Genomic DNA, 26,430 nt, shown 5'->3' with positions numbered 1-26,430 from the left:
GAATCATGGCTAAAGGTGTTCGCGAGAAGATCAAGCTGGTTTCTTCTGCTGGTACTGGTCACTTCTATACCACTACGAAGAACAAGCGTACTAAGCCGGAAAAATTGGAATTGAAGAAATTCGATCCAGTTGTCCGTCAACACGTGATCTACAAAGAAGCTAAAATTAAATAATTTTAATTTTGGTGGATTAAGAAAACCCGGCCTCGGCCGGGTTTTTTATTATATAAAGTTCAGTGAAATACGGTTAGGGAGGTTACATGCCTGAATTACCAGAAGTTGAAACCAGCCGACGCGGGATTGAACCTTACCTTGTCGGCCAAACCATTCTGTATGCCGTGGTGAGGAATGCTCGTTTACGCTGGCCGGTATCGGATGAAATTCTCGCGCTCAGTGACCAACCTGTATTAAGTGTTCAACGCCGAGCAAAATATTTGCTGATCGAACTGAAAACGGGTTGGATTATCGTCCATCTGGGGATGTCAGGCAGCCTGCGCGTTCTATCTGAAGAGACTGAGCCAGAAAAACACGATCATGTTGATTTGGTTATCGGTAATGGAAAAATACTGCGCTATACCGACCCGCGTCGCTTTGGAGCCTGGTTATGGGCGAAAGACCTTGCAACCAGTAACGTATTAGCACACTTGGGGCCAGAGCCTTTGAGTGATGAATTTACAACTGAATATCTGCTTGAAAAATCACGGAATAAACGTACCGTGATTAAACAGTGGCTGATGGACAACAAAGTGGTGGTGGGTGTTGGTAATATTTACGCCAGTGAATCTTTGTTTGCCGCAGGTATTTTACCTGATCGTGCTGCCGGTTCATTAGCCGAGTCCGAAATCGCATTGTTGGTTGCCACGATAAAAGCAGTGTTATTGCATTCTATTGAGCAGGGTGGCACAACGTTGCGTGACTTTTTACAGTCAGATGGCAAGCCGGGCTATTTTGCTCAAGAATTACAGGTATATGGAAGGGCGGGAGAACTTTGCCGCCGTTGTGGGAATGTAATTGAAATTGCAAAACACGGGCAGCGCAGCACGTTCTTTTGCCGCTACTGCCAGCATTAACGCTATTTATTTTGCTAATTTGCTCATCAAAGCCTGAGTAACTGGTGCTGGAAGGAATGGCGTGATGTCTCCACCATGTCGCGCAACTTCCTTCACCAGTGAAGATGAGATAAATGACCACTTTTCAGATGGCATCAAGAAGACACTTTCCAATTTTGGCATCAGATGACGGTTCATATTTGCCAACTGCCATTCATATTCGAAATCTGAAACTGACCGTAAGCCACGTACCAAGATATTCGCATCATGCTTTTTGGCAAATTCGGCCATTAGTTCACTGAATCCCAAGACTTCAACATTCTCCAGCGAGGCGGTCACTTGTTTTGCCAAATTAACCCTCTCAGCCAGAGTAAACATGGGTTTTTTGCTGGAACTGTCCGCAATAGCCAAAATCACGTGGCTAAACATTTTTGAAGCGCGGGTAACTAAATCCAAATGCCCATTGGTCATAGGGTCAAATGTCCCCGGATAGATGGCTTTAGTGGTCATGAATTCTCACTTTTCTGATATTGATGGCTCAATGCCCACAGAGCCGCATATTTATTAAAGGTATATTGCGCATTTACCACTGCCAGCAATAGCCCCTGTTTACCATCGAGGAAACCAGCACGTAATAGCCATGTCTTACAAAATGCCCCGAGAGTATGGCTGAGAATTGAAAAGTAACGGCAACTTTTGCCTTGTTGATGGCGCTGCTCCGCCCATGCTTGAGCATAGTTAAGTTGCTTACGTTGGAAAGCAAAAAAATCACGGCAAGTCAGATGCAGTAAATCACCCGTCAATGGAATAATTTTAGCAGAGCCACTGTTGAGTGATTCATGAACTAAATCGTCGTTATAGTGGTATTGGTGGTGCGGATACAATCGTGTCACTCTATCGGGATACCAGCCACTGTGGCGCATAAAGCGGCCTAAAAATAGGTTCCGCCGAGCACAGCTATAAACGGCCCCCTCTTCAGGTGCTGATAAGGCGGTTTCAATCGCGGTTTTAAGCTCGGGGGTAACGCGTTCATCAGCATCCAGCATCAGAATGTAATCGCCAGTGGCATATTGCTGGGCTAATTGCCGTTGTTTGCCATAACCGGGCCATTCGGTGTTGCTGTAAACTTTTGCGCCAAATTGTTGGGCCAATGTGACGGTTTCATCTTCACTGCCAGAATCCAATACCACTATTTCATCAGCCCAAGTAACTGATGCCAAACAATCTGCCAGTAGTGAGGCTTCATTTTTGGCGATCATCACCACTGACAGGCGTTTTCTTGCACTCATTTAGTGGCTCCGTTGCGGCAGATAAGGCTCCAGCAAGTGCAATAACCGTTGTAGTGCACCTTGATTTTCATGCAAGACATCAACTGCATGACGGCCATAATAGAGGCGACAATCCTCATCTGTCAGCAGCATGGTAATTTCTTTTACCAACGAGGAGGTATCGGTGACGGTAATCAGCCCTTCTGCTTGTTCTAGCTTTGCACAGATATCTTTAAAGTTGAACGTATGTGGCCCCATCAGCACTGGAATAGCGTGGGCCGCAGCCTCTAACGGGTTATGACCACCACGTTCAACCAGACTCCCGCCAACAAAAGCTAAATCAGCAATGCCATACAGTAGCATCAGCTCGCCCATGGTATCGCCAATCACGACTTGTGTATTGGTCGATGGGACTTCGCCTTTGCTGCGCAATGTATAACTCAGACCGGCTTTTTGCGTTAATTCAACCGCTTTTGGGAAACGTTCTGGGTGACGGGGCACCAATATCAGCAATAATGTCGGGAAGTGCTGCAATAACTGGCGATGGGCCTCCAGCAAGATAGTTTCTTCGCCGTCATGCGTACTGGTGGCAATCCAAACTGGGCGATGTGGTGCCCACTGGCGGCGCAATGTTATGGCTCTGGCGGCTAATTCAGGTGTGACGGAAATATCAAATTTTAAGCTACCCGTGACGGTCAGTTGCGAGCGCTTAAGGCCCAACTCGATAAAACGATCGCCATCTTCTTGATTTTGCGCGGCAATCAGTGTGATTCGTTGCAGTATGTTGCGTATAAAACTACCGATCTTTTTATAACCTGCGGCAGACCGGGCAGAAAGACGTGCGTTGGCAATCACCAAGGGTATTTTGCGGCGATGCAGCGCATTGATCAGGTTCGGCCATAATTCAGTTTCCATGATAATGACCAGTTTGGGATTGACCTGATCAAGAAAGCGATTCACCGAACCGGGAAGGTCATAAGGAAGATAAACGTGGTGAACATCTTTACCAAAAGCCGACTGGACGCGCTCAGAGCCGGTGGGGGTCATGGTGGTCACGGTAATAGGCAATGATGGATAACGATGGCGCAGCGCCCTAACTAATGGGATAGCAGCCAGTGTTTCACCGACTGAAACGGAATGCAGCATAATGCCGCCGGCAACAACTTTACCAGCACAAAAACCATAGCGTTCCCCCCAGCGCTTGCGATAAGCAGGGGCTTTACGGCTACGTAACAGCAACCGCAGCCAAATCAGAGGTTGAATAAGGTAGAGTAATACCTGATATAAACGCAGCAACATTCTATCAATTTCATTTATATGGATTATTAAGAATAATACCATATTTGAGCAAGAAAGGCTCTTTTCGACTGGAGCCGCCTGATAACCTGAGCAGAGTCAGGTCATTCATAAAAAAGAATATAAATTTTCAACAAATGGTAAGTCGTAAAATTGATTTTTTATGTTTAAAAATGAGAATCATTGTCATTATTGCTTGATGGGTGTCATGGTGTAGCCGTAGATTCCACCCGCTTATTTAATTGTGATATTTTTATCTGATAATTTTTGTATCTTCAGTGGTTTATCACTGACTCAATAGCGTCTATTTTATCGAAATAGTATTGAGTCATTAATTGGGTATGTAAAAGAACCGCATGCAGTTATTAACCCGATGTGAATTAACGAACATGCTTAATAACTTAAATAATCAATTAATGGCGCTTAACAATCAGAATACTGAGAACAATTGACTCCGATAATTAACAGAGCCAATTGTTATTACACAATTTAGAAAATCAGTGTTTCCAATCGTGCCATGATGGTTTCAGCCGAAATGGTATCCATGCTTTTTTGCTCAGAAATAACCGCAATCTGGTTTTTTCCATAACCGCCAATCAAGCCAGGATCAGTTGGGCCGAACAGCGTTATGTTGGGGCGGTCCAGTGCGGCGGTCAAATGACTTAAGCCGGTATCCACGGAGACGACAGCTTTTGCTCCCGCCAGAACCTCAGCGACTTGCTGAAGACTGAGTTTAGGTAATACCTCAACATGAGGAAAATCCGCGGCTAACCGCAAAGCGCGCTGATATTCATGTTCCGCGCCCCAAGGCAGCTTTATTTTTAAGCCTGTCGGCGCGACCAGCTCAATCAATTTGAGCCAATGGCTTTCAGGCCAATGTTTGCTGTCGCGGGTTGTTGCATGCAGGAAAACCAAATACTGACCTGCATCGGTTGGTAATTGGCTTAAAAAACGCGGCGCGATGGCGTAGTCGCCGTAACTCTCTGGTTTGTCGTAGCCGAGGCTTTTGGCAAACAGTTGGCGTATGCGCTCGACGGCATGCAGTTTGGTATCAATTTCATGGCGGGAGTTATAAAACCAACTAGCAAACGGTTCGCGCGCGCTTTTGCAATCTGGGCCATGTTTAATTCCTTTGGCGATACGAGTAATCAGTGCGGCACTTTTAATTAGCCCCTGAGCATCGATCACCACATCGTAGCTGCGCTGCTGTACAACACGCTTAAAATCGCAGCGCTCTTGCCGAGTATCACTACCAAACCAGTTTTTACGCCAACGACGAATTGCCACCGGGATGACTTTATCCACCGCAGGGTGCCAACTGGGGATCTGGCTGAATCCCTCTTCTACTACCCAATCAAAACGAATGCCGGGAATAGTATTCATTGCATCCGTCAGTGCAGGCAACGTATGTAAAACGTCACCCATTGAAGAGGTTTTAACGATCAATACATGCATTAATCAGCCTCACTGACAGCGCTTTTGCATGCAGATAGTTGCGCCTCGAGCGCCGCCATCACTTGCTCTGGCTGGATATCAATCAAGCTCTGATGATAACCTTGAGCGCTATCACCTTTACGCACTTTATGGTAACCGGTAATCAGGCGGATCACGGTGGCTTTATCAGACAGTGGCGGGGTGAAGTCCGGGCTGCTTGGGCCATACAAGGCCACTAATGGCTTGTCTAATGCCGCCGCAACATGCATTAAACCGGAGTCATTACTGACCACTGCGTTACAGGCAGCAATCATTACCACAGCTTGGTCTAACGAGGTTTGGCCCGCTAAATTGAGGCAGTATTCGCGCGTGCTTTCGCCCAGAGCCTGACGGATTTCCTCACCGGCTTCATTATCTTTGGCAGACCCCAATAAGATAACGCGATAGCCAGCATCAATCAGTTTCTGGGCAAGTTGTGCATAGTGATAATGTGGCCAGCGTTTTGCGGGGCCAAACTCAGCACCTGGGCAGAATCCAATAATAGGCCGGCTATCGGTGAGATTGAATGAAGCGGTAACCTCTGCAATCTCTTCATCTCGAACCTCTAATTTAGGCCAGAGCAAAGGTTGCGGTAAATCGTCGGCTGAATGAATACGTTCTTTATCATAGGCCAGTGCAACATAGCGCTGAACCATCATCGGGAAGGCGTGTTTATCCAAAATGCGCATATCATTGAGCAAGAAGTAACGCATCTCGCCCCGCCAGCCAATCCGCTGCTTAATCCCAGAGAAATAAGGGATCAGGGCAGATTTAAACGAGTTTGGTAGCACATAAGCGCGGTCATAGCCTGTCTCACGCAATGCCAGACCCAAGCGGCGACGCTCATCAAACGCAAAAACCCCATGACCTAATGGCATAGGGACTGCGTGACGCACTTCTGGCATTCTGGCCAAAAGTGGACGGCACCACGCGGGTGCCATCACATCAATATCTGCTGCCGGATATTCGGCCTTCAGGGTGCGGTAAAGACTTTGCGACATCATCATATCGCCAACCCAAGAAGGGCCGATGACCAGTATTTTCATACCGTTTATCAATTCCTTGCAGCAAGTGATTTAGACTGAGCGATTGAGCCAGGTCAGATATTCTTTGACGCCTTCAGCGACGGTTTTGAAGGGTTTGTCATAACCGGCAGCACGCAAATTGGTTAAGTCTGCTTGCGTGTATGCTTGATAACGACCTTTCAGTTTCTCTGGGAATTCAATGTATTCCACTGGTCCGCTTTGGTGGAAATCCACTACCGCATCAGCAACAGCCTGGAAAGATTCAGCGCGACCAGTGCCGCAGTTGAAAATGCCAGAGACACCGTTTTTCCAGAACCACAGATTAACGTCAGCCACATCACCCACATAGATGAAATCGCGTTTGAAATTTTCGCTGCCGGAGAACAGCTTAGGATTTTCACCTGCATTGATCTGATTATTCAGGTGGAAAGCAACGCTTGCCATGCTGCCTTTGTGGCCTTCACGTGGGCCATAAACATTGAAATAACGGAACCCACAAATCTGTGAGTCAGCTTGCGGCAGAATCTCACGCACATACTGATCAAACAAGAATTTGGAATAGCCATAAACGTTAAGTGGCTGTTCGTACTGACGGTCTTCGATGAAGTTATCAGTACGTCCACCGTAGGTTGCCGCCGATGAGGCATACAAGAACGGAATGCCGCGATCCAGGCAGAAGTGCAGGATATCTTTAGAGTACTGATAGTTATTATCCATCATGTACTTACCATCCCACTCGGTGGTGGAAGAACAGGCACCTTCATGGAAAATGGCGTCGATATCACCCATATCATCACCGGCAACAATACTGGCAACGAAATCTTCTTTATCCATGTAATCAGCAATATCCAAGTCAACCAGATTGACGAATTTGGTACCGTCTTTCAGGTTGTCTACCACCAGAATATCTTTATAGCCGATATTATTCAGTGCCTTAACGATGTTGCTGCCAATGAAACCGGCGCCGCCAGTGACGATAATCATCAGGTTCACCCTTGCTAATCTTCTTGGTCGGGCACAATGCCCCACACTAATTTGTCGTTATCATAACATTTCATAGGATAGCGCACAGCCGAAAGGGGCTAATCTGTCAGTTTCTATGCGGGTTTAGGAATGTTCACCGTGATATGTGCTGCATTTTTTATAATATAAGCCAAGGTTTCTCGTCAGTTCATCCGTCAAGCAGTAAAATATACGGTGAAATTGCCCATCCTGGAGATAACTGCATGTCCCTGCCTTTTGTTAGAAACCCTTTTTATCAGCAATTAGAACAACAACTCGAAACGACCCGTGCTGAAGGGCTGTATAAAAACGAACGGATCATTACCTCTGCTCAACAAGCAGATATTGCTGTGGCTGATGGCCGCCATGTAATCAATTTTTGCGCCAATAACTATTTAGGTCTGGCAAACCATCCACGGCTGATCGAGGCCGCGAAAAAAGGCATGGATACCCATGGTTTTGGTATGGCCTCGGTGCGTTTTATCTGTGGAACTCAAGATACTCATAAAGAACTGGAGCAAAAGCTGGCCAGTTTTCTGGGCATGGAAGATGCCATTCTCTATTCCTCCTGCTTTGATGCCAACGGTGGCCTATTTGAAACCCTGCTGGGGCCAGAAGATGCCATTATTTCTGATGCGCTGAATCATGCTTCTATTATTGATGGCGTGCGGTTATGTAAAGCGAAGCGTTACCGCTATGCCAACAATGATATGAGCGAGCTGAAGGCCCAGCTTGAGCAAGCCAAATCAGACGGTGCGCGCCATATCATGATAGCCACCGACGGTGTGTTCTCCATGGATGGGGTGATTGCCAACTTGAAAGGGGTCTGTGACTTGGCTGACGAGTATCAAGCATTGGTGATGGTTGATGACTCCCATGCGGTAGGTTTTGTCGGTGCCAATGGTCGCGGGACTCATGAATACTGCGAAGTGATGGATCGCGTCGATATTATTACTGGCACCTTAGGTAAGGCATTGGGCGGAGCATCAGGGGGTTATACTGCGGGGCGTAAAGAAGTGGTTGAGTGGCTACGTCAGCGTTCACGCCCTTATTTGTTCTCAAACTCATTAGCTCCAGCAATTGTTGCTGCTTCAATTGAAGTGTTATCACTCTTGGAAGAGGGCGCAGAACTGCGCGATCGTTTATGGGCTAATGCTCGTTTATTCCGCGAGAAAATGAGTGCCGCGGGTTTCACTCTGGCCGGTGCTGATCACGCTATTATCCCGGTGATGCTGGGCGATGCGGCATTAGCGCAAGAGTTTGCCAATGCGTTGCTGAAAGAGGGGATTTACGTCACCGGTTTCTTCTATCCGGTAGTGCCAAAAGGGCAAGCGCGCATCCGTACCCAAATGTCAGCAGATCACACACCAGAGCAAGTCGAGCAGGCTGTTGAAGCCTTCGTGCGTATTGGTAAACAGCTTAACGTTATTGCGTAAGGAATGGTTCATGAAAGTTTCGTCTATGAAAGCGCTGTCCAAACTGAAAGCAGAAGAAGGTATTTGGATGACCGAGGTGCCACAGCCAGAGCTGGGTCACAACGACATCATGATCAAAATTCGCAAAACGGCCATTTGCGGCACTGATGTACATATTTATAACTGGGATGAATGGTCGCAAAAAACTATCCCTGTCCCGATGGTTGTTGGCCACGAATATGTGGGCGAAATTGTGGCGATTGGTCAGGAAGTTAAAGGTTTTAATATTGGTGACCGGGTGTCTGGCGAAGGCCATATTACGTGTGGGCATTGCCGTAACTGCCGTGGTGGCCGTACCCATCTTTGCCGCAATACCGTGGGTGTCGGTGTGAATCGTCCGGGTTCTTTTGCCGAATATCTGGTGATCCCAGCCTTTAATGCATTCAAAATACCCGACAATATCTCTGATGAACTCGCCGCTATCTTTGACCCCTTCGGCAATGCCGTACATACCGCGCTGTCCTTTGATTTAGTCGGGGAAGATGTGCTGGTGTCTGGCGCGGGTCCGATTGGTATTATGGCCGCGGCAGTGTGTAAGCATGTGGGCGCCCGTCATGTTGTTATCACTGATGTAAATGAATATCGTCTGGATCTGGCGCGTAAAATGGGCGTGACGCGAGCCGTCAATGTTAGTAAAGAAAATCTGAATGATGTGATGGCCGAACTGGGTATGACCGAAGGGTTTGATGTAGGACTAGAGATGTCCGGCGCACCTCCTGCATTCCGCACATTACTGAACTCAATGAATCACGGTGGGCGCATTGCGATGCTGGGAATACCGCCGTCTGACATGTCCATCGATTGGAATCAGGTCATTTTCAAGGGGCTGTTCATCAAGGGGATTTATGGCCGCGAGATGTTTGAAACCTGGTACAAAATGGCGGCTCTGATTCAATCTGGTTTGGATTTAACCCCGATTATTACTCACCGTTTCTCTATTGATGAATTCCAGCAAGGGTTTGATGCTATGCGCTCCGGCAAGTCTGGGAAAGTGGTATTGAGTTGGGATTGATTTAATTTAAAAATATCAGATAGTTAAATAAATCGGGGCAGTCAGTGATGGCTGCCCCGTTGTTATCTATTGGGTTGTGGATTTATCTGCGGGCGGCGCTACTGTTTCATTTTCAGGCGCGATCGGCATTGGCGGGAAGTATTGCTGCCAATGTCGCTGTACAAATACCACGGCTGGGTTTTGCATTAGGCTTTCACCTAACAGCGTAAACATCTTATCGGCATAGAGTTTCTCTGGTACGTAGCTGGCTTTCGCGTTGCATTGCTTGATAACCTTCAAGCGGCCATTTTTCGTCGGATCACGCGGTTTTGTTTTGTCCGGAGAGACGCTGCCCCCGCCGCTATAATTGTGCACAGGTTCATTTAGCAGTGCACTAGGCCTAACCAAAACGATGTCAGAAGGCAGCTGAGGCAGCATTTGTTGCAGCACCTTAATCGTGGAAGGATGTGGATGCCCGATAGCTATTGCGGAGCCGTTACGGCGCGCGAGATCGACTGCCCGATTAAATTGTTGTCGAATGGCCGCTTCGTTTTGCGAGTCATCCAAAAAGACTTTTCGCTTGATCACTTTGACGCCAGTTCCCTCTGCCGCCCTACTGGCCTGACTATTGCCGATAGTCACGCTGTCGAGGAAATAGAGCTGGTAATGCTCCAGCGTCTGCATCACTTTCTGCATCCCTGAAAAACTTGACGTCATCGCGCTACCCATATGGTTATTCATGCCGCTGGCGTAGGGAACGTTATTCACCGCTTGGCGAATGATGCGCTGAATTTCTTCGCTGCTCATGGAGGGCTGCAAAGTGTCGCGCTCTAATGGCTGCTTACTCAGTGGTGCCATAGGCAGGTGAATCAGAATTTCTCGCCCTTGATTGTGGGCTTTGACTGCCATCTCTTTGGCGTATGGAGCATTAGGTAGGATCGCCACTGAAATTGGCAGTGGCATCTGTAATATCTTGTTTTCGTTCTGGGGACGATAACCAAAGTCATCAATAACAATGGAAAGTTTGCCCGCTTGTGCGGCATTGGCGATGAGCAGGGTGCTTACGATGATAAATCGGCGTGTGTTGAAATAGCGCAATACATGTTCCCTAACGTTGTTCCCTATCTTCCTAACCAGGGTTGTGGGTTAACAGCTTGTCCTTGGCGGCGGATTTCAAAATAGAGTGAAGGTTCACCTTGGCCGCCACTGGTCCCAACGAGCGCAATCGGCTGGCCCGCTTTCACTTGCGCACCAACATTGACTAACGCACTCTGGTTGTAGCCATATAAACTCATATCCCCTTTGCCGTGCTCAACAACCACAACCAAACCATAGCCCTGTAGCCAGTCAGCCAGAAGCACCCGACCATCGGCGATGGCTTTGACTTCACTGCCTTCCGGTGCGGAAATCACCATCCCTTTCCAGCGTAGTTCACCTTGCAGTGCTTCACCGAAACGATGGGTCACATTACCGCGAACTGGCCAGACGGCCTGAGCGCTTGGCCGCCCTAAACCACCGGTTCTGGCCATTAATGAGCGCTCACTCTCACTTGGCTTATAGCTGGAACCGGTTTTCTTAGCTTGCTGTTCTTTCGCTTTCACTTGCTCGCGTACCCGAGCCGCTTCTTTCGCTTCCCGTTCAGCTCGGGCTTTGGCTTCCCGCTCTGCTTTGGCGATTTGATCACGCAGACGTGATTCGTTCAGTTTTAACTCGGCCAGACCCTGCTGATTTTTTTCCAGTGAGGCTTCTAGCGAAGTGAGGGTTTTCTTGCGCGCAGTACGTGCTTGTTCCAGCTTCTCTTGCTGCGTTTTCTGCTCATCCAATAACGCTTTTTGCTGATTTTTCTTTTGTTCTAGTGTCTTTTTCTCAGCCGACAGATCAGTACGAGTTTGTTCCAGTTCTGTAATCGATTTTTGGCGGGCTTCATTGAGATAACTGAAATAGGCCAAAATACGCTCACTGCGCTGGCTCTCTTCACCACTTAAAATAAGCTGCAAACTGCTGTGCTGGCCTTGTTTAAAGGCGGCATCCAATTGTTTTGACAGAATATCTTGTTGCTGAGATTGTTTGCTTTGTAGCTTGGCGATTGAGGCGGTGAGGCTGGAAATCTCTTTGTCTAGCTCAGTCAGTGTACCTTGAGTTTCACGCAGGCTGCGGCTGGCTTGAGCAATGGTATTTTCCTGCTGTTTCAACTGATCGAGTAGCGAACTGCGTTGCTGTTTTTGCTGCTGAACACTTTTTTCTTTCTCAGCGATATCTTGCTGAATAGTCTTCAACTGGGTTTTGTTATCTGCCGTTTTTACAGTTTGAGGGGCATCAGCTGCGTGGCCAATCAGTGGCAACAGCAATACGCCAGCGCAAAAAACGCCGGCGTACAGTGCTGACCACGGACGACGTACCACTTCACTCGGCAACAGGGAGATGCTCTCTTTGTTGCCGGTGATGGTATCTTCCGTAACCATTGATATCGCAAATGATGCCCTTTCCTTCATAACGAAGGATTATTCCACGATGAACAGCGGCTTACCAGTCATCTCTTGCGGGATTTCCATTTCCATCAGTGACAGCATGGTTGGTGCGATATCTGAAAGTTTGCCACCTTCAACCGCTTTAACCTCTTTATTACCGACATAAATCAAGGGTACAGGCAGGCTAGTGTGGGCGGTGTGTGCCTGACCCGTCGCCGGGTCGCGCATCTGCTCAGCGTTGCCGTGGTCGGCAGTTATCAGCAATTGACCATCAACGGCTTTCACCGCAGCAACAACTTGCTCAATGCAATTATCCAGCGTTTCTACTGCTTTTACTGCCGCATCATAATCACCGGTATGACCGACCATATCGCCATTTGGATAGTTACAAATGATCACATCATATTTGCCGCTGGCAATTGCACCGATGAGTTTTTCCGTCAGTTCTGCGGAGCTCATTTCAGGTTGCAGGTCATAAGTGGCCACTTTCGGTGAGTTAACCAAAATACGATCTTCACCTTTAAATGGTTCTTCAACGCCGCCGTTATAGAAGAAAGTGACGTGAGCATATTTTTCAGTTTCAGAAATACGAAGCTGAGTTTTGTCATGCTTCATCAACCATTCACCGAAAGTATTTTCCAGAGATGCCGGTGGATAAGCACAAGCGACTTTAATATCCGCAGCATATTCAGTCAGCATCACGAAATCGCCGAAGTTCACCACTTTATCGCGTTTGAAACCGTCAAAATCGGCATTAACAAAGGTGCGGGTGATTTGACGAGCACGGTCAGCACGGAAGTTCATGAAGATTAATGCATCGCCATCATTCATGGCCGCATCGGCTTCACCTGCGGCTTTAATCACCGTTGGTCGAACAAACTCGTCATTTTCATCACGCGCATAGGCCGCTTGTAGACCGGCAACAGCACTGTCTGCGGTGAACTCGCCTTTGGCCTGAGTCAGCAAGTCATAAGCCAGTTGTACACGATCCCAGCGGTTATCGCGGTCCATGGCGTAGTAGCGGCCAATAATAGAGGCAATGCGGCCTTTACCTAGCTCTGCAAATTTCTCAGTGAATCGTTTCAGTGATGACTCAGCACTGCGTGGTGGAGTGTCACGTCCATCGAGGAAGGCATGCAGATAAATAGCTGTCGCACCGCGTTTGGCCGCCAGTTCAACCATCGCCAGAATGTGGTCTTCGTGGCTGTGAACACCGCCGGCAGACAGCAGGCCCATGATATGTACCGCTTTGCCAGCTTTGACCGCTTTATCAACAGCGGCAGTCAGTGTTGGATTTGTGAAAAAGTCACCGTCTTGGATTTCTTTGTCGAGGCGAGTCAAATCCTGATAAACAATACGACCAGCACCGAGATTGACGTGACCCACTTCGGAGTTGCCCATCTGCCCATCAGGCAAGCCGACATCCAAACCGGAAGCCGCAATCAATGTGTGGGGTTGTTGTTGCCATAAACGGTCCATAACCGGTGTTTTGGCATTTAAAATGGCGTTATCTTGCTGTTCTTCACGGTGGCCGTAGCCGTCCAGGATAGTGAGAACCAGTGGTTTTTTCGTGCTCGACATTGCATAACCTTTTTATTATGTAGAAAGGCGGTAATTTACTACAAAACCGGTTAAAAATAGCCCAAAGAGATCAACATTGGTGTGGGGTTTTGGGTAAATATCATCAAAGCGGAGATAAAACTTCCCGAGATTGCTCGCAGTTTCTGCAATAGCACTTGCATATTGGCTGTATTTGCCGCAACGCGCAGGTATACTCTGTCCCCTTGAATATTATCCCCTAACTAACGGGAGTTTTTACCCCCATGTTGCAAGAAATTATGCAATTCATTAGCCAGCATCCGGTTTTGAGTCTGGCCTGGGTAGCGTTGTTCGTTGCCGTTATTTTCACCAGTTTTAAAACTACGCTGTCAAAAGTGAAAGAGATTACACGCGGTGAAGCGACGCGTCTGATTAACAAAGAAGATGCGGTTGTGGTTGATATCCGCACGCGTGATGATTACCGCAAGGGCCATATCGCCAGTTCTATTAATTTACTGCCAAGTGATATTAAAAACGGCAGTCTGGGCGAGTTGGAAAAGCACAAAGCACAGCCTATCATTGTAGTTTGTGCCACCGGGACAACCTCCCGCGCTTCTGCCGAGTTGCTGAATAAAGCCGGTTTTGAGCGAGTGTTTACCTTGAAAGAAGGTATCTCTGGCTGGAGTGGCGAGAACCTGCCACTGGCTCGCGGTAAGTAATTGTTATAAAGATTAGTCATATCAATAGATTATAAATTTAACTGAGGTTCACCATGGCGAAAATTGAGATTTATACCAAAGCAACCTGCCCTTACTGCCATCGTGCTAAAGCACTGCTGAACAGCAAAGGAGCGGCTTTTCATGAAATCGCTATTGATAATGACCCGGCCAAACGTGAAGAGATGATTGCTCGCAGCGGGCGGACGACGGTGCCTCAGGTATTTATTGATGGGCAGCATATCGGTGGCTGTGATGATTTACACGCCCTGGATGCGCGCGGTGGGCTTGATCCACTGCTTTAACTCGCCAGTGGGCCTCATTATAGTAATGGAAAGAGCCCACGGCGGCTGTGCTGTTTAATAAGGACGTCTAACTTTAGGGTATCTATACACATGTCAGAACAAAACAACACCGAGATGGCTTTCCAGATCCAACGTATCTACACCAAAGATATCTCTTTCGAAGCACCTAATGCTCCGCAGGTTTTCCAGCAAGATTGGCAGCCAGAAGTTAAACTTGATCTTGATACTGCTTCCAGTCAGCTGGCTGAAGATGTGTATGAAGTGGTACTGCGTGTGACGGTAACGGCCTCTTTGGGCGAAGAAACTGCATTCCTGTGTGAAGTACAGCAGGGTGGTATCTTCTCCGTTGCCGGTATCGAAGGCACCCAACTGGCGCATTGCTTAGGTGCATATTGCCCGAACATTCTGTTCCCGTATGCGCGTGAATGTATCACCAGTCTGGTTTCTCGCGGTACTTTCCCACAGCTGAATCTGGCACCGGTTAACTTTGATGCCCTGTTCATGAACTATCTGCAACAGCAGGCTGAAGGCGAAGGTGCTGAACAACGTCAGGATGCCTGATGAACACCACCCATGCTTCAATGACTGTCATCGGTGCCGGATCTTACGGCACCGCATTAGCCATTACGCTGGCGCGTAATGGCCATCAAGTCGTGTTATGGGGCCATGACCCTAAACACATTCAGGTTCTACAACAAGACCGCTGTAACCAAGCCTTCCTGCCCGATGTTCCTTTCCCAGAGACTTTGCTACTGGAAACTGACCTCGCACGCGCGCTGGCAGCCAGCCGTGACGTACTGGTCGTCGTCCCCAGCCATGTTTTCGGCGCGGTATTGAATCAGCTCAAACCTCATTTACGCCCCGATGCACGCATTGTTTGGGCGACCAAGGGGCTTGAGGCTGAAACGGGCCGTTTGCTGGCAGATGTGGCGCGAGAAGCGCTGGGAGAAACTATCCCACTGGCTGTTATTTCAGGCCCAACTTTTGCCAAAGAACTGGCTGCGGGTCTCCCTACTGCGATTGCGCTAGCATCAACGGATGCGCAATTTAGTGAAGATCTACAACAGTTATTGCACTGTGGTAAAAGTTTCCGGGTTTACAGTAATCCCGATTTTATCGGGGTGCAGCTTGGTGGCGCGGTTAAAAACGTTATTGCGATTGGTGCCGGGATGTCCGATGGTATTGGCTTTGGTGCCAATGCTCGCACAGCCTTGATAACTCGTGGCTTGGCTGAAATGTCTCGTTTAGGTGCGGCATTAGGTGCTGATCCCTCCACCTTTATGGGCATGGCGGGGTTAGGTGATTTGGTGCTAACCTGCACGGATAATCAATCCCGTAACCGCCGTTTTGGCATCATGTTGGGTCAGGGATTGGGCGTGCAAGAAGCGCAGGACAAAATTGGTCAGGTGGTTGAAGGTTACCGCAATACCAAGGAAGTTCTGGCATTAGCGCAGCGTTATGGCGTTGAGATGCCAATAACTGAACAAATTTATCAAGTGCTGTATTGCCACAAAAATGCTCGCGAAGCGGCGCTGACCTTGTTAGGTCGAACCAAAAAAGATGAAAAAAGCGGCATTTGATAGGTTGAGTGGGTTGGCTGCAATAAAATAATAATGATATATCCACACCATTGGGGTTACTGGCTCAATGTAAAGGGTATGGGGTTGCTTTGGCCGTTCCCCGAAGCGACTTGTTTATGGGCAGGAGTAGGCAATGTCGTCAGAAGAGTTAGAGCTGGTCTGGAGTAGCATTAAATCAGAAGCTAGAGCACTGGCAGAGTGTGAGCCAATGCTGGCGAGCTTTTTTCACGCGACATTATTGAAGCATGAGAATTTAGGCAGTGCATTGAGCTATATTCTGGCGAATAAGTTGGCTAATCCTATCATGCCGGCTATTGCTATCCGTGAGGTCGTTGAAGACGCCTACCGTGCGGATGCGCAGATGATAGTCTCTGCTGCGCGTGATATTTTGGCGGTGCGGTTGCGTGACCCTGCTGTTGATAAGTATTCCACGCCATTACTTTATCTTAAGGGTTTTCACGCCTTACAGGCTTATCGTATTGGCCATTGGTTGTGGGCGCAAGATCGCAAAGCACTGGCGATTTACCTGCAAAATCAAGTTTCTGTCGCTTTTGGTGTGGATATTCACCCAGCGGCGACCATCGGTTGCGGCATCATGCTAGACCATGCCACTGGTATCGTGATTGGTGAAACCGCAGTGGTTGAAAATGATGTTTCCATTCTGCAATCCGTCACTTTGGGCGGGACCGGTAAAACCAGTGGTGATCGCCATCCGAAGATCCGTGAAGGTGTGATGATAGGTGCGGGCGCAAAAATTCTGGGAAATATTGAAGTTGGGCGTGGTGCCAAAATCGGTGCCGGCTCAGTCGTGTTGCAAGCTGTTCCTGCCCACACTACCGCCGCCGGTGTACCCGCGCGAATTGTTGGCAAGCCAGAGAGTGACAAACCGTCACTGGATATGGACCAGCATTTTAATGGGATGAGTCATGGGTTTGAGTACGGTGACGGCATCTGATCCCCTTCGTCCTTGACGCTGCAGGGTTGCTGGTTGGCTGCATTTGCTCACCCGAATCACTTACTCGCGTAAGTTCACCGAGGCTGATTCACCTGCCGCTTACCTGCAACTCCAATGGCTTTGGGGATAGGTCGTTATAGGTGGCAGCGAAGTATGTTGCCGCTGCCCTATATTCGCTATTCTTTCAGTAATGCACCCGGATAACCCAATTGCCGCCAAGCTTCATACACCACAACAGATACTGCATTTGACAGATTCATACTGCGGCTTTCGGCTAGCATCGGAATTCTGATTTTTTGTTGAGCCGGTAAGGCATCCAGTACATAGGGTGGCAAGCCGCGGGTTTCTGGGCCAAACAGCAGATAGTCATTAACCTGATAACTGACAGTGCTGTGAGCGGGTGTCCCTTTGGTTGTCAGTGCAAATAAACGGGCCGATTGTGGGCCGGTCGATTGCGCGCCATCGAGGTTTTCACTGTCAAGAAAAGCCTGATAATCATGGTGATGCTTAATGTTAGCAAACTCATGGTAATCAAGACCCGCACGGCGTAAGCGTTTGTCATCCCAAGTGAAACCTAAAGGTTTAATCAGGTGGAGCTGGCAACCGGTATTGGCACATAACCGGATAATATTGCCGGTATTCGGCGGGATCTCGGGTTCAAATAAAACGATATTAAGCATATGTCCCCCAATAATAAGGGGCGCAGGATATCAGAAAGCCTCTATCAGTGCAGCGGTTGAGCCGTAAAACAAAAATTTAAAAGCAAGGAGCGGAGAGCACAAGCAGCGGTGGTTTTATATGCTGGCCGCTACAGTCAGTATCAAAGGGGTATTCATCATGAAATCAGCGAAAGGATGGTTAGACACTACGCAAGACTCGCGTTTTATCGCTGTGATTAATCGCGATAAGGCGGCTGATGGTCAGTTTGTTTATGCAGTGAAAACCACCGGTGTGTATTGCCGACCCTCTTGCTCCTCCCGTCAGGCTAAAGCCGAACATATTGAATTCTTTGCTGATAACCATGCCGCTGAGCTTGCGGGCTATCGTCCTTGCAAGCGGTGCCAGCCCACAGAGCTATCCAAAGAGCAGCAGCAGGCAGAAAAAATCAGTCAGGCGTGCCGTTTAATCGAACAGGCTGAAACACCCCTTAAGCTTGATGAGTTGGCGGCAAAACTGAATCTCAGTCCTTTCCATTTTCATCGGCTATTTAAAGCCTTTACCGGGCTCACTCCTAAAGCGTATGCCACTGCAACTCGAAGTGCGCGTATCCGCACGCAATTGGCGGGACAAGGTTCAGTGACGGATGCCATTTTTGACGCCGGTTATAACTCTAGTGGTCGATTTTATGAACAATCTAATCAATTACTGGGCATGACGCCGACGCGCTATCGTAAGGGCGGGCGTGATGCCACGTTACGCTTTGCCGTGGGAGAAAGTTCTCTCGGCGCGATTTTGGCGGCAAAAAGTGACCTGGGCATTTGTGCCATTTTATTGGGCGATGATCCGCTGCTGTTGGTGCAGCAATTACAGGATAAGTTTCCGCAGGCCGAGTTAATCGGGGGGGATGCCGAATTTGAGCAATGGTTTGCTCAGGTGGTCGGCTTGGTTGAAGCACCCCAGCTTGGGCTTGATTTGCCATTAGACATTCGTGGTACCGCTTTCCAGCAGCGAGTATGGCAGGCATTGCGTGAAATCCCAGTGGGAAAAACGGCCAGTTATGCCGATATTGCCGCGAAGGTTGGTTCACCCAAAGCGGTGCGTGCTGTTGCTGGTGCTTGCGCGGCCAATATATTGGCTGTGGCAATTCCGTGTCATCGGGTTATTCGCCAGGATGGGGCGCTGTCAGGATATCGTTGGGGGGTCGAGCGCAAGAAGCGGTTGTTGGAAAAGGAAGGGCGGGGGTCTGAATAAGCATTAAAAGCCCGCAGCTACCCGATCAAACTTATCAGGTAGTTGCGGGATTGATGCTGGTTTACGGTTTATGACTTGAGTGGGTGTAGTGGTAGCCAGAGAATCAAGCGCAGACCGCCCAGCGGGCTATCTTCGGCTCGCACCCATCCGCGGTGCTGATTGACGGCTGTTTCGACAATCGCCAGCCCCAAGCCTGTCCCGCCAGATTCACGATCACGGGCTTCATCCGTGCGGTAGAAGGGGCGGAATATCTGCTCGCGGTCTTCTGGGCTGACACCTGGGCCATCATCGTCGACAGTGATAGTAATACCCTGATTATCAGAGCTGAATGCCACGGCAATGTGATGATGAGAATAACGCAGTGCATTACGCACGATATTCTCCAGCGCACTGTCAAGGGCCGCTGGATTACCAAAGAGAGTCCATGGCCCCGGCGGTGCTGTCACCTCCAGCGTTTTGCCCATTTGGTCAGCTTCGAATTGCGCGTTTTCCAGTACATCAGACCATAAAGCATTCGCCTTAATAGGCTCACGATGTAACTCATTTTTATGCTGACTGCGAGATAGCACCAGCAAGTCATTGATCATGCTATCTAGCCGCTGTGCTTCCATTTCGATACGCTCCAGCTCTTTCCCCTCTCCGTGGCGGCGGCGCATTAACGCAGTAGCCAGTTGCAGGCGAGTCAGCGGGGTACGTAACTCATGAGAAATATCAGAAATCAGCCGCTGCTGGGCGACAACCATTCTATCGAGTGCCCCAATCATTTGGTTGAAACTGGCCCCGGTGGCCAGAAACTCTTGTGGCCCGGACTCCAATTCAGGGTGCGGTTTCAGATTACCTCTTGCGACGTCATCAGCCGCATTTTTCAATTTACGTGCCGGTTTTGCCAGACTCCACGCCAACCATAACAGCAAAGGAGCACTGATCAACATCGTGGCTATCAATAGCAGCAGTGGTCGGTCAAACATCAAGTTAATAAAATCTGACTGCGGGCTATTGGCTGGGCGTATGAGGTAGAGCTGATAATTATCTTCTCCATCACGGATGGAGAAAGGGCCGACGAGCTCGACGCGGCCATACTTTTTCTTCTTCGGTTGATCAGCATTATCTGACTGGCCGATAAAGTTACGCACAATTTGCATTTCGTGGCGTTGCGCGCCGATCACTCGACCTTCGGTGGTGACAAGGACTAAATGCTGACCCGGTGGTGCCCATTTTTCAATAGCGCGGTAAAGCCGACGCCACCACATAAGGTCATTCGCCGGGTCACTTGCCAGCTCGGCTTCAATATGTTGCTCCAGCATCGTTCCTTGGCGCTGTTCACTGTCGAGCAAGGTAGTCAGTTGACGCGAGTCGAGCTTTGGCACCATGAGCACCAGCATTAACACCAGTGCTAAGGTAAACCAGAAAATAGCAAAAATTCGCGTCGTTAAACTGTTAATCATGTTTCAGAAACCATCAGATACCCGCGACCACGCAGGGTTTTAAACCAAGGTAGCCCGTCTTTACGGTCTGGCAATTTACGGCGCAAATTGGATATGTGCATATCAATGGCACGGTCAAAAGGCGTCAATCGTTTCCCCAGCACTTCTTGGCTGAGATGCTCCCGTGAAACCACTTGGCCGAGATGCTGAGCCAGTAAGTAGAGCAAGGTAAATTCAGTGCCGGTCAATTCCAGTGATTGGCCTTCAAAGCTGGCTTCCTGACGGCCCGGATTCAATTGCAAACAATCCACTTCCAGTATTGGCGCGCCCTGATCAACATTTTGTTGCTGTTCACTCCAGTTAGAGCGGCGCAAAATAGCGCGGATACGTGCGACAAGTTCACGGTCATTAAAGGGTTTGGCCAGATAATCGTCTGCACCCAATTCCAAACCCAGTACGCGATCCAATTCGCTGCCACGGGCAGTCAACATGATCACGGGGGTCTGGTGGTGTTGACGCAGCTCTTTCAATGTCTCGATACCGTTTTTGCGCGGCATCATAATATCAAGTAATAACAAATCGATAGAACTGTCCAGCAGGTTTAATGCCTGTTCGCCATCGTGGGCAACAACAATATTAAAACCTTCCATTTCCAGTAATTCTTTTAACAGCGACGTCAGTTCACGATCATCATCAACTAATAGGATTTTATGCATGATTGTTTCTCCTCTTGACGCAAAATACGTTATCAATTGCCGGTATTCCATGACTTTACTTAGCTTTACATGCACTGACTCCAGTTTTACATCCTACTGACGCTAGTTTGCAGCCGGGCCGCTAGACTGCTTCTCATTGAAACGCAAAGCACTAAATTGCAGAGCAGATAGAAACCAGGAGTTAATAATGCGCAAAGTAACTAAAGTATCAACGTTAATCATGGCGTCAATGTTAGTTCTCGGCTCTCATGCCGCCTTCGCCGCTGATAAGCCCGTAGCCACTGATGGCTGGTGCCACGGTGACGGTATGATGATGAATAAGAAAGACGGTCGCGGTCACCATAACATGTTTGATGGGGTCAACCTGACCGAACAGCAACGTCAGCAAATGCGCGACTTAATGCGCCAATCTCGTCAAGGCCAGCCTCGCATGGATATCGCTGACCGGGAAGCCATGCACAAGCTGGTTACCGCTGATAAATTCGACGAAGCTGCGGTAAGAGCCCAAGCTGAGAAAATGTCCAAAAACCAAATTGATCGTCAGGTCGAAATGGCGAAAGTCCGCCACCAAATGTTTAACTTGCTCACACCAGAGCAAAAAGCTGCCTTGAACCAAAAGTATCAGCAGCGCATTGAGAAAATGCAGCAGGCACCGGCAGCACAACCCTCTTCTGCCCAGAAGTAAGTAGTACCCTGTAATACCCAGTAGTACCAAGTAATACCCTGTTTTCCTTGCCATAGACACCATCCCTGTCTTTCCCCGCCATGATGGCGGGGCTTTTTTTTGTTCATTTCCGTTATACTGATCATCCTTAAATATCATTTGGGATGAGTTATGGATCCGCAATATGCGCGACTGGTTAAAGCCGCTGCGCTGAGTGCCACTGTGTTGGCATCAACCTTACTGATTATTAAAATTTTTGCCTGGTGGCATACCGGTTCAGTGAGCTTGTTGGCAGCATTAGTCGACTCGCTGGTGGATCTGGGGGCCTCGCTGACAAACCTTTTTGTCGTGCGTTACTCTTTGCAGCCTGCCGATGAAGAACATACTTTTGGTCATGGAAAGGCGGAGTCTCTGGCTGCATTAGCGCAAAGTATGTTTATCTCCGGCTCGGCACTTTTCCTGTTCCTGACAGGGTTCCAGCATTTAGCTTCACCTGAGCCGTTGCAAGATCCTAGTATAGGTATCTGGGTAACGTTAGTTGCATTATTCAGTACACTGATATTAGTCACATTTCAGCGTTGGGTCGTACGAAAAACTCACAGTCAGGCCATTCGTGCCGATATGTTGCACTATCAATCCGACGTCATGATGAATGGTGCTATCCTTATTGCATTGGCATTGAGTTGGTATGGCTTCCACCGTGCGGATGCATTGTTCGCATTGGGTATCGGTGTTTATATTCTTTATAGCGCATTGCGTATGGGATATGAGGCGGTACAAGCTTTGCTGGATAGGGCATTGCCTGATAATGAGCGGCAGGAAATTATTGATATCGTTATGTCATGGCCGGGGGTGATTGGTGCCCATGACTTACGCACTCGTCAGTCGGGGCCAACTCGCTTTATTCAGCTTCATCTTGAAATGGAAGACATGCTGCCATTGATGGACGCGCATAGATTAGCGGAGCAGGTTGAGCGAGCATTGTTGCATCGTTTCCCCGGTGCTGATGTGCTTATTCATCAAGATCCCAGCTCTGTGGTGCCAAAAGAGCGTCATGCGCATTGGGAGTTATAATTTCTTCATCGGTTATTGCTACATTAACTATTGCTGCATTAGCAGCAGGTAAATTGTGGTTACATAATGGTTATGTCGTGAAGAAAATACCGCCAAATGGCATGACTTGAATCAATTCAGCTTGGTGTTTTTGCTATAATATTCGATATTAAGCTCATGAAGCTGATTTTCTGTACTGTTCGCCTGTGCAAGACATAATCGGCAAATAAAGAATTTTAAAAAATCGCATCTACAAGTTCAGAGGTAGTCATGGTCAAGAAAATCGGTGTACTCACAAGCGGCGGTGACGCGCCAGGTATGAACGCAGCCATTCGTGGAGTTGTTCGTGCAGCTTTGTCAGCAGGATTAGAAGTTTACGGTATTGAAGATGGCTATCTTGGCTTGTTTGAGAATCGTATGAAAAAGCTGGACCGCTATAGCGTGTCCGATATGATTAACCGCGGCGGCACCTTCTTGGGTTCTGCGCGTTTCCCTGAATTCCGTGACCCAGAAAAACGTAAAGTTGCACTACAGAATATGAAGGACCGTGGTATTGATGGCCTAGTGGTTATCGGTGGTGACGGTTCTTATGCTGGTGCAGACTTGCTGACCAAAGAAGGCGGTATTCACTGCGTCGGCCTGCCGGGCACTATTGATAACGATGTGGCTGGTACTGACTACACGATCGGTTTCTTCACTGCATTAGGGACTGTGGTTGAAGCTATTGACCGTTTACGTGATACCTCTTCTTCACATCAGCGTATTTCCATTGTTGAAGTGATGGGTCGGTATTGCGGTGATTTGACTCTGGCGGCGGCCATTGCTGGGGGCTGTGAATTTATCGCCATCCCTGAAGTTGAATTTAAACGTGATGATTTAGTTGAAGAAATCAAAGCCGGTATCGCTAAAGGTAAGAAGCACGCTATCGTTGCCATCACTGAAAAACTGGACGATATCGATGAACTGGCTAAGTACATCGAGAAAGAAACGGGTCGTGAAACCCGCGGTACCGTATTGGGCCATATCCAGCGCGGTGGTGCTCCAGTCGCTTATGACCGTATTTTGGCTTCCCGTATGGGGGCTTATGCTGTGGACCTGCTTTTGCAGGATCATGACTATAAACAAGGCGGTTTCTGTGTCGGCGTACAAAACGAGAAAATGGTGCATGAATTAATCTCCGTTTGTATCGCGCCAGAGAATAAGAAAAGTAAATTTAAAGAAGATTGGTACGACACGGCGAAAAAACTGTTCTAAAACAGTTGATAGCCTGAAAAGAAAGCCTCCGTTCGCGGGGGCTTTTTGCATTTAATTAGCGGTATATTTCGTATTGATATAATCAGAACTTTTTTATTCTTTAATTGAAAGAAAAGTTTCTGGCACGCTCTGTATCAAGCCAACCAATTGGGTTGATTAGCATTTAGGTTAATAACATTGAGTTAATAACAACAAATCTGGGGAGCGGGTCAATGCGTAAATGGGGTGTAGGTTTGTCATTACTGCTGCTGGCATCGGGTGCCATGGCAAAAGATATTCAATTGCTGAACGTATCATATGATCCGACACGCGAGTTTTATCAGGAATATAACCAGGCATTCAGTAAACACTGGCAAGAACAAACCGGCGATAAGGTGACAGTGCGCCAATCACATGGCGGTTCTGGTAAGCAAGCGACCTCGGTTATTAATGGCATTGAAGCTGACGTTGTGACTCTGGCTCTGGCTTATGACGTCGATGCTATTGCTGAACGTGGTCGTATTGATAAAAATTGGATTAAGCGCCTACCGGATAACTCTGCGCCTTATACCTCCACAATTGTATTTCTGGTGCGTAAAGGGAATCCGAAGCAAATTCATGATTGGTCAGATTTAGTGAAACCGGGGACTTCGGTTATCACGCCAAATCCAAAAACCTCTGGTGGCGCACGCTGGAATTATCTGGCGGCGTGGGGTTACGCGTTAGAGCACAACAATAATGATCAGGCTAAGGCGCAAGAGTTTGTCAAAACGCTGTATAAGAATGTCGAAGTGTTGGACTCAGGTGCTCGCGGTGCGACGAATACCTTTGTTGAACGCGGCATCGGAGATGTATTGATTGCTTGGGAAAATGAAGCGTTGTTGGCTGTTAATGAAGTGGGTAAAGACCAATTCGATATCGTGACGCCAAGTGTCTCTATTCTGGCCGAACCAACGGTATCTGTGGTGGATAAAGTCGTCGATAAGCGCGGAACTCGTGATGTGGCTGATGCTTATTTGAAGTACCTGTATTCACCAGAAGGCCAAACTATCGCTGCGAAGAATTACTACCGCCCGCGTGATCCGGCGGTTGCCGCCAAATTCGCCAGTGAATTCCCGCAACTCAAATTGTTTACCATTGACGAAGTCTTTGGTGGCTGGACTAAAGCACAGCAGGTACATTTTGCTACTGGTGGCGTTTTTGATGAGATCAGTAAACGTTAACATGAAGTCTTAATTGACTCAGCGCCCGTAGGTTAATTCTTACGGGCGTTTTACTTGGTAAATTATATCTCTTTGTTGATGATCCCCATTTCCTCATTATTTTCATTATTTCTCTCATTCTTACAGATAAGAACTCCTCGATTCGGCATATGGAACTAAATGCGCTATTTATCTCAACTGATTGAGCTGACAACTTTATAGGGAGAGGGATATGCAAATTACTAATAACCATAGTAGCTTGAATCCAATACTGGAAAGTGACGAGAAACAACCTTTATTAAGCGAATCTATACAGACGGAGTACGAAATAGATGCGTCATTTAGGTCTGCATATGGGATATTAGAACCGGAGCATGTGAGCAATATTGAGACCTATCATTCGTCTGCCGCAATAGAAAATGAAAAGGACCCCTACGGGGTAAAACTAAGTCAATTCGCAGGTAATGTAAAAACATGCGTAGGTAATGTAAATAAATACGTAGAGTGCGAGGAGATGAATAGTAAAAATAGTTATGTAGAGCGTTATTTATTAGAAAACATCAATCGTAATGGTAAAGCCCCTTTATTATTAAGGCCTTTGGCGGCTTTACTTGCCTTATTTGGGATTCATGGTTTTGGACAACAGAATTGCATATCTTGTGCCACCGCCGTTATTGATTCATTAGAAAAAGATATCCCATTGACTGCTCTACCTAATTTGCGGGGGGCCTCTGTTGCAGACAATATGAACATCCGCTTCCATCAAGGGATATTCACGGAAGAATTGATCGTTCAATTAAGTTATTATCAAAAAAGTGATGAACTCAATGCTCTTCTCGCCATTAACCGTCCAGCAATAATGCGTATGCTACCGGGTGCGACACAAGGGCATGCTTGTAATCTCATTAAATTTAAAGATAGCGATGTTATTCATTTTCTTGATACTCAAAAGAGAACACATTTTAGCTGTAACTTGAAGGAGATTGAGAAAAAGGGGGCAGAGATAAAGAAATTCCTCGGTTCAGTCGGGGCTGAGGGGATTGATGTATGGAAAGAGAGACCAGAAGAAATATATATATAAAGCCG

The 26,430-nt window shown here is 47.9% G+C and carries 27 protein-coding genes; 15 read left to right on the top strand and 12 right to left on the bottom strand.

Annotated elements, in window-relative coordinates; translation table 11 throughout:
- Positions 1 to 5 precede the first annotated feature (5 nt).
- Positions 6 to 173, top strand: a complete 168-nt coding sequence (gene rpmG / locus ACIOG0_RS21455; RefSeq protein WP_004392084.1) for a 50S ribosomal protein L33 — start codon at positions 6 to 8, stop codon at positions 171 to 173.
- An 86-nt stretch (positions 174 to 259) separates the two neighbouring features.
- A complete protein-coding gene (mutM, locus tag ACIOG0_RS21450; protein ID WP_128451823.1) occupies positions 260 to 1,069 on the top strand; it encodes a bifunctional DNA-formamidopyrimidine glycosylase/DNA-(apurinic or apyrimidinic site) lyase in 810 nt (269 codons plus the stop codon).
- Between the two features lie 6 nt (positions 1,070 to 1,075).
- Here the strand turns inward: mutM and coaD are convergent, their stop codons facing one another.
- The 6 genes from coaD to rfaD form a co-directional block, all read right to left on the bottom strand.
- Positions 1,076 to 1,558 (bottom strand): pantetheine-phosphate adenylyltransferase, encoded by a 483-nt coding sequence (gene coaD, locus ACIOG0_RS21445; RefSeq protein WP_050101098.1) that lies wholly within the window; start codon positions 1,556 to 1,558, stop codon positions 1,076 to 1,078.
- Positions 1,555 to 2,337: a glycosyltransferase family 2 protein gene (locus tag ACIOG0_RS21440; RefSeq protein ID WP_050101097.1), complete on the bottom strand. Its 783-nt coding sequence runs from the start codon at positions 2,335 to 2,337 to the stop codon at positions 1,555 to 1,557. The genes coaD and ACIOG0_RS21440 overlap by 4 nt, the downstream gene beginning before the upstream one ends.
- The gene (waaA, locus tag ACIOG0_RS21435) at positions 2,338 to 3,615 is read right to left on the bottom strand and encodes a lipid IV(A) 3-deoxy-D-manno-octulosonic acid transferase (RefSeq protein WP_050101096.1); all 1,278 of its coding nucleotides are present in this window, start codon (positions 3,613 to 3,615) and stop codon (positions 2,338 to 2,340) included.
- 486 nt (positions 3,616 to 4,101) lie between these two features.
- Positions 4,102 to 5,067: a lipopolysaccharide heptosyltransferase RfaC gene (rfaC, locus tag ACIOG0_RS21430; RefSeq protein ID WP_050296335.1), complete on the bottom strand. Its 966-nt coding sequence runs from the start codon at positions 5,065 to 5,067 to the stop codon at positions 4,102 to 4,104.
- On the bottom strand, positions 5,067 to 6,131 hold the full coding sequence (gene rfaF, locus ACIOG0_RS21425) for an ADP-heptose--LPS heptosyltransferase RfaF (protein ID WP_050101094.1): 1,065 nt from the start codon (positions 6,129 to 6,131) through the stop codon (positions 5,067 to 5,069). The genes rfaC and rfaF overlap by 1 nt, the downstream gene beginning before the upstream one ends.
- A 30-nt stretch (positions 6,132 to 6,161) precedes the next feature.
- Positions 6,162 to 7,094, bottom strand: coding sequence for an ADP-glyceromanno-heptose 6-epimerase (gene rfaD, locus ACIOG0_RS21420; protein WP_050101093.1), 933 nt, complete (start codon positions 7,092 to 7,094; stop codon positions 6,162 to 6,164).
- A 242-nt stretch (positions 7,095 to 7,336) separates the two neighbouring features.
- On the opposite strand from rfaD, the gene kbl reads away from it, so the two are divergent.
- Both kbl and tdh read left to right on the top strand, forming a co-directional pair.
- Positions 7,337 to 8,548: a glycine C-acetyltransferase gene (gene kbl / locus ACIOG0_RS21415; RefSeq protein WP_050101092.1), complete on the top strand. Its 1,212-nt coding sequence runs from the start codon at positions 7,337 to 7,339 to the stop codon at positions 8,546 to 8,548.
- 25 nt (positions 8,549 to 8,573) lie between these two features.
- On the top strand, positions 8,574 to 9,599 hold the full coding sequence (tdh, locus tag ACIOG0_RS21410) for an L-threonine 3-dehydrogenase (protein WP_004710489.1): 1,026 nt from the start codon (positions 8,574 to 8,576) through the stop codon (positions 9,597 to 9,599).
- A 66-nt stretch (positions 9,600 to 9,665) separates the two neighbouring features.
- Here tdh and ACIOG0_RS21405 read toward each other — a convergent pair whose 3' ends face one another.
- The 3 genes from ACIOG0_RS21405 to gpmM are packed head-to-tail and all read right to left on the bottom strand — an operon-like array spanning position 9,666 to position 13,627.
- Positions 9,666 to 10,676, bottom strand: a complete 1,011-nt coding sequence (locus tag ACIOG0_RS21405; protein WP_050141072.1) for a divergent polysaccharide deacetylase family protein — start codon at positions 10,674 to 10,676, stop codon at positions 9,666 to 9,668.
- Positions 10,677 to 10,699: 23 nt separating this feature from the next.
- Entirely contained in the window at positions 10,700 to 12,070 is a 1,371-nt protein-coding gene (gene envC, locus ACIOG0_RS21400; protein WP_050101090.1) for a murein hydrolase activator EnvC, read from the bottom strand.
- A gap of 9 nt (positions 12,071 to 12,079) precedes the next feature.
- Positions 12,080 to 13,627, bottom strand: coding sequence for a 2,3-bisphosphoglycerate-independent phosphoglycerate mutase (gene gpmM, locus ACIOG0_RS21395; protein ID WP_128451825.1), 1,548 nt, complete (start codon positions 13,625 to 13,627; stop codon positions 12,080 to 12,082).
- A 242-nt stretch (positions 13,628 to 13,869) separates the two neighbouring features.
- On the opposite strand from gpmM, the gene ACIOG0_RS21390 reads away from it, so the two are divergent.
- The 5 genes from ACIOG0_RS21390 to cysE all read left to right on the top strand — a co-directional run bounded on the left by ACIOG0_RS21390 (position 13,870) and on the right by cysE (position 17,141).
- Complete coding sequence (locus ACIOG0_RS21390; RefSeq protein WP_050101088.1) at positions 13,870 to 14,304, top strand: rhodanese-like domain-containing protein; 435 nt, start codon at positions 13,870 to 13,872, stop codon at positions 14,302 to 14,304.
- A 53-nt stretch (positions 14,305 to 14,357) separates the two neighbouring features.
- A complete protein-coding gene (gene grxC / locus ACIOG0_RS21385) occupies positions 14,358 to 14,606 on the top strand; it encodes a glutaredoxin 3 (protein WP_050101087.1) in 249 nt (82 codons plus the stop codon).
- Between the two features lie 90 nt (positions 14,607 to 14,696).
- Positions 14,697 to 15,167: a protein-export chaperone SecB gene (gene secB / locus ACIOG0_RS21380; RefSeq protein WP_050101086.1), complete on the top strand. Its 471-nt coding sequence runs from the start codon at positions 14,697 to 14,699 to the stop codon at positions 15,165 to 15,167.
- Positions 15,167 to 16,186, top strand: a complete 1,020-nt coding sequence (gene gpsA / locus ACIOG0_RS21375) for an NAD(P)H-dependent glycerol-3-phosphate dehydrogenase (protein WP_128451826.1) — start codon at positions 15,167 to 15,169, stop codon at positions 16,184 to 16,186. The genes secB and gpsA overlap by 1 nt, the downstream gene beginning before the upstream one ends.
- Positions 16,187 to 16,319: 133 nt before the next feature.
- A complete protein-coding gene (cysE, locus tag ACIOG0_RS21370; protein ID WP_050101084.1) occupies positions 16,320 to 17,141 on the top strand; it encodes a serine O-acetyltransferase in 822 nt (273 codons plus the stop codon).
- A 176-nt stretch (positions 17,142 to 17,317) separates the two neighbouring features.
- Here cysE and trmL read toward each other — a convergent pair whose 3' ends face one another.
- Complete coding sequence (gene trmL, locus ACIOG0_RS21365) at positions 17,318 to 17,821, bottom strand: tRNA (uridine(34)/cytosine(34)/5-carboxymethylaminomethyluridine(34)-2'-O)-methyltransferase TrmL (RefSeq protein WP_050101083.1); 504 nt, start codon at positions 17,819 to 17,821, stop codon at positions 17,318 to 17,320.
- Between the two features lie 157 nt (positions 17,822 to 17,978).
- On the opposite strand from trmL, the gene ada reads away from it, so the two are divergent.
- Entirely contained in the window at positions 17,979 to 19,052 is a 1,074-nt protein-coding gene (gene ada / locus ACIOG0_RS21360; RefSeq protein ID WP_404704909.1) for a bifunctional DNA-binding transcriptional regulator/O6-methylguanine-DNA methyltransferase Ada, read from the top strand.
- Positions 19,053 to 19,120: 68 nt separating this feature from the next.
- On the opposite strand, the gene cpxA is transcribed toward ada, so the two are convergent.
- Both cpxA and cpxR read right to left on the bottom strand, forming a co-directional pair.
- Positions 19,121 to 20,497, bottom strand: coding sequence for an envelope stress sensor histidine kinase CpxA (cpxA, locus tag ACIOG0_RS21355; RefSeq protein WP_050101082.1), 1,377 nt, complete (start codon positions 20,495 to 20,497; stop codon positions 19,121 to 19,123).
- Positions 20,494 to 21,192 carry an envelope stress response regulator transcription factor CpxR gene (gene cpxR / locus ACIOG0_RS21350; RefSeq protein WP_050101081.1) on the bottom strand — a complete coding sequence of 233 codons (699 nt, stop codon included), beginning with the start codon at positions 21,190 to 21,192 and terminating at the stop codon, positions 20,494 to 20,496. The genes cpxA and cpxR overlap by 4 nt, the downstream gene beginning before the upstream one ends.
- 187 nt (positions 21,193 to 21,379) lie before the next feature.
- Here cpxR and cpxP point away from each other — a divergent pair, with 187 nt between their 5' ends.
- The 5 genes from cpxP (at position 21,380) to ACIOG0_RS21325 (ending at position 26,425) form a co-directional block, all read left to right on the top strand.
- Positions 21,380 to 21,877 carry a cell-envelope stress modulator CpxP gene (gene cpxP, locus ACIOG0_RS21345; RefSeq protein ID WP_050296337.1) on the top strand — a complete coding sequence of 166 codons (498 nt, stop codon included), beginning with the start codon at positions 21,380 to 21,382 and terminating at the stop codon, positions 21,875 to 21,877.
- A gap of 150 nt (positions 21,878 to 22,027) precedes the next feature.
- The gene (gene fieF, locus ACIOG0_RS21340; RefSeq protein ID WP_050101079.1) at positions 22,028 to 22,930 is read left to right on the top strand and encodes a CDF family cation-efflux transporter FieF; all 903 of its coding nucleotides are present in this window, start codon (positions 22,028 to 22,030) and stop codon (positions 22,928 to 22,930) included.
- Positions 22,931 to 23,179: 249 nt separating this feature from the next.
- On the top strand, positions 23,180 to 24,163 hold the full coding sequence (gene pfkA, locus ACIOG0_RS21335; protein WP_050101078.1) for a 6-phosphofructokinase: 984 nt from the start codon (positions 23,180 to 23,182) through the stop codon (positions 24,161 to 24,163).
- A 212-nt stretch (positions 24,164 to 24,375) separates the two neighbouring features.
- A complete protein-coding gene (locus ACIOG0_RS21330) occupies positions 24,376 to 25,365 on the top strand; it encodes a sulfate ABC transporter substrate-binding protein (protein ID WP_050101077.1) in 990 nt (329 codons plus the stop codon).
- A 211-nt stretch (positions 25,366 to 25,576) separates the two neighbouring features.
- Positions 25,577 to 26,425 carry a hypothetical protein gene (locus ACIOG0_RS21325; RefSeq protein ID WP_145581959.1) on the top strand — a complete coding sequence of 283 codons (849 nt, stop codon included), beginning with the start codon at positions 25,577 to 25,579 and terminating at the stop codon, positions 26,423 to 26,425.
- The last annotated feature ends 5 nt before the right edge of the window (positions 26,426 to 26,430 follow it).

Origin of the sequence: Yersinia vastinensis (assembly GCF_044905075.1) — a bacterium.
GTDB lineage: Bacteria > Pseudomonadota > Gammaproteobacteria > Enterobacterales > Enterobacteriaceae > Yersinia > Yersinia vastinensis.
This window is presented reverse-complemented; position numbering and strand designations above follow the sequence as displayed.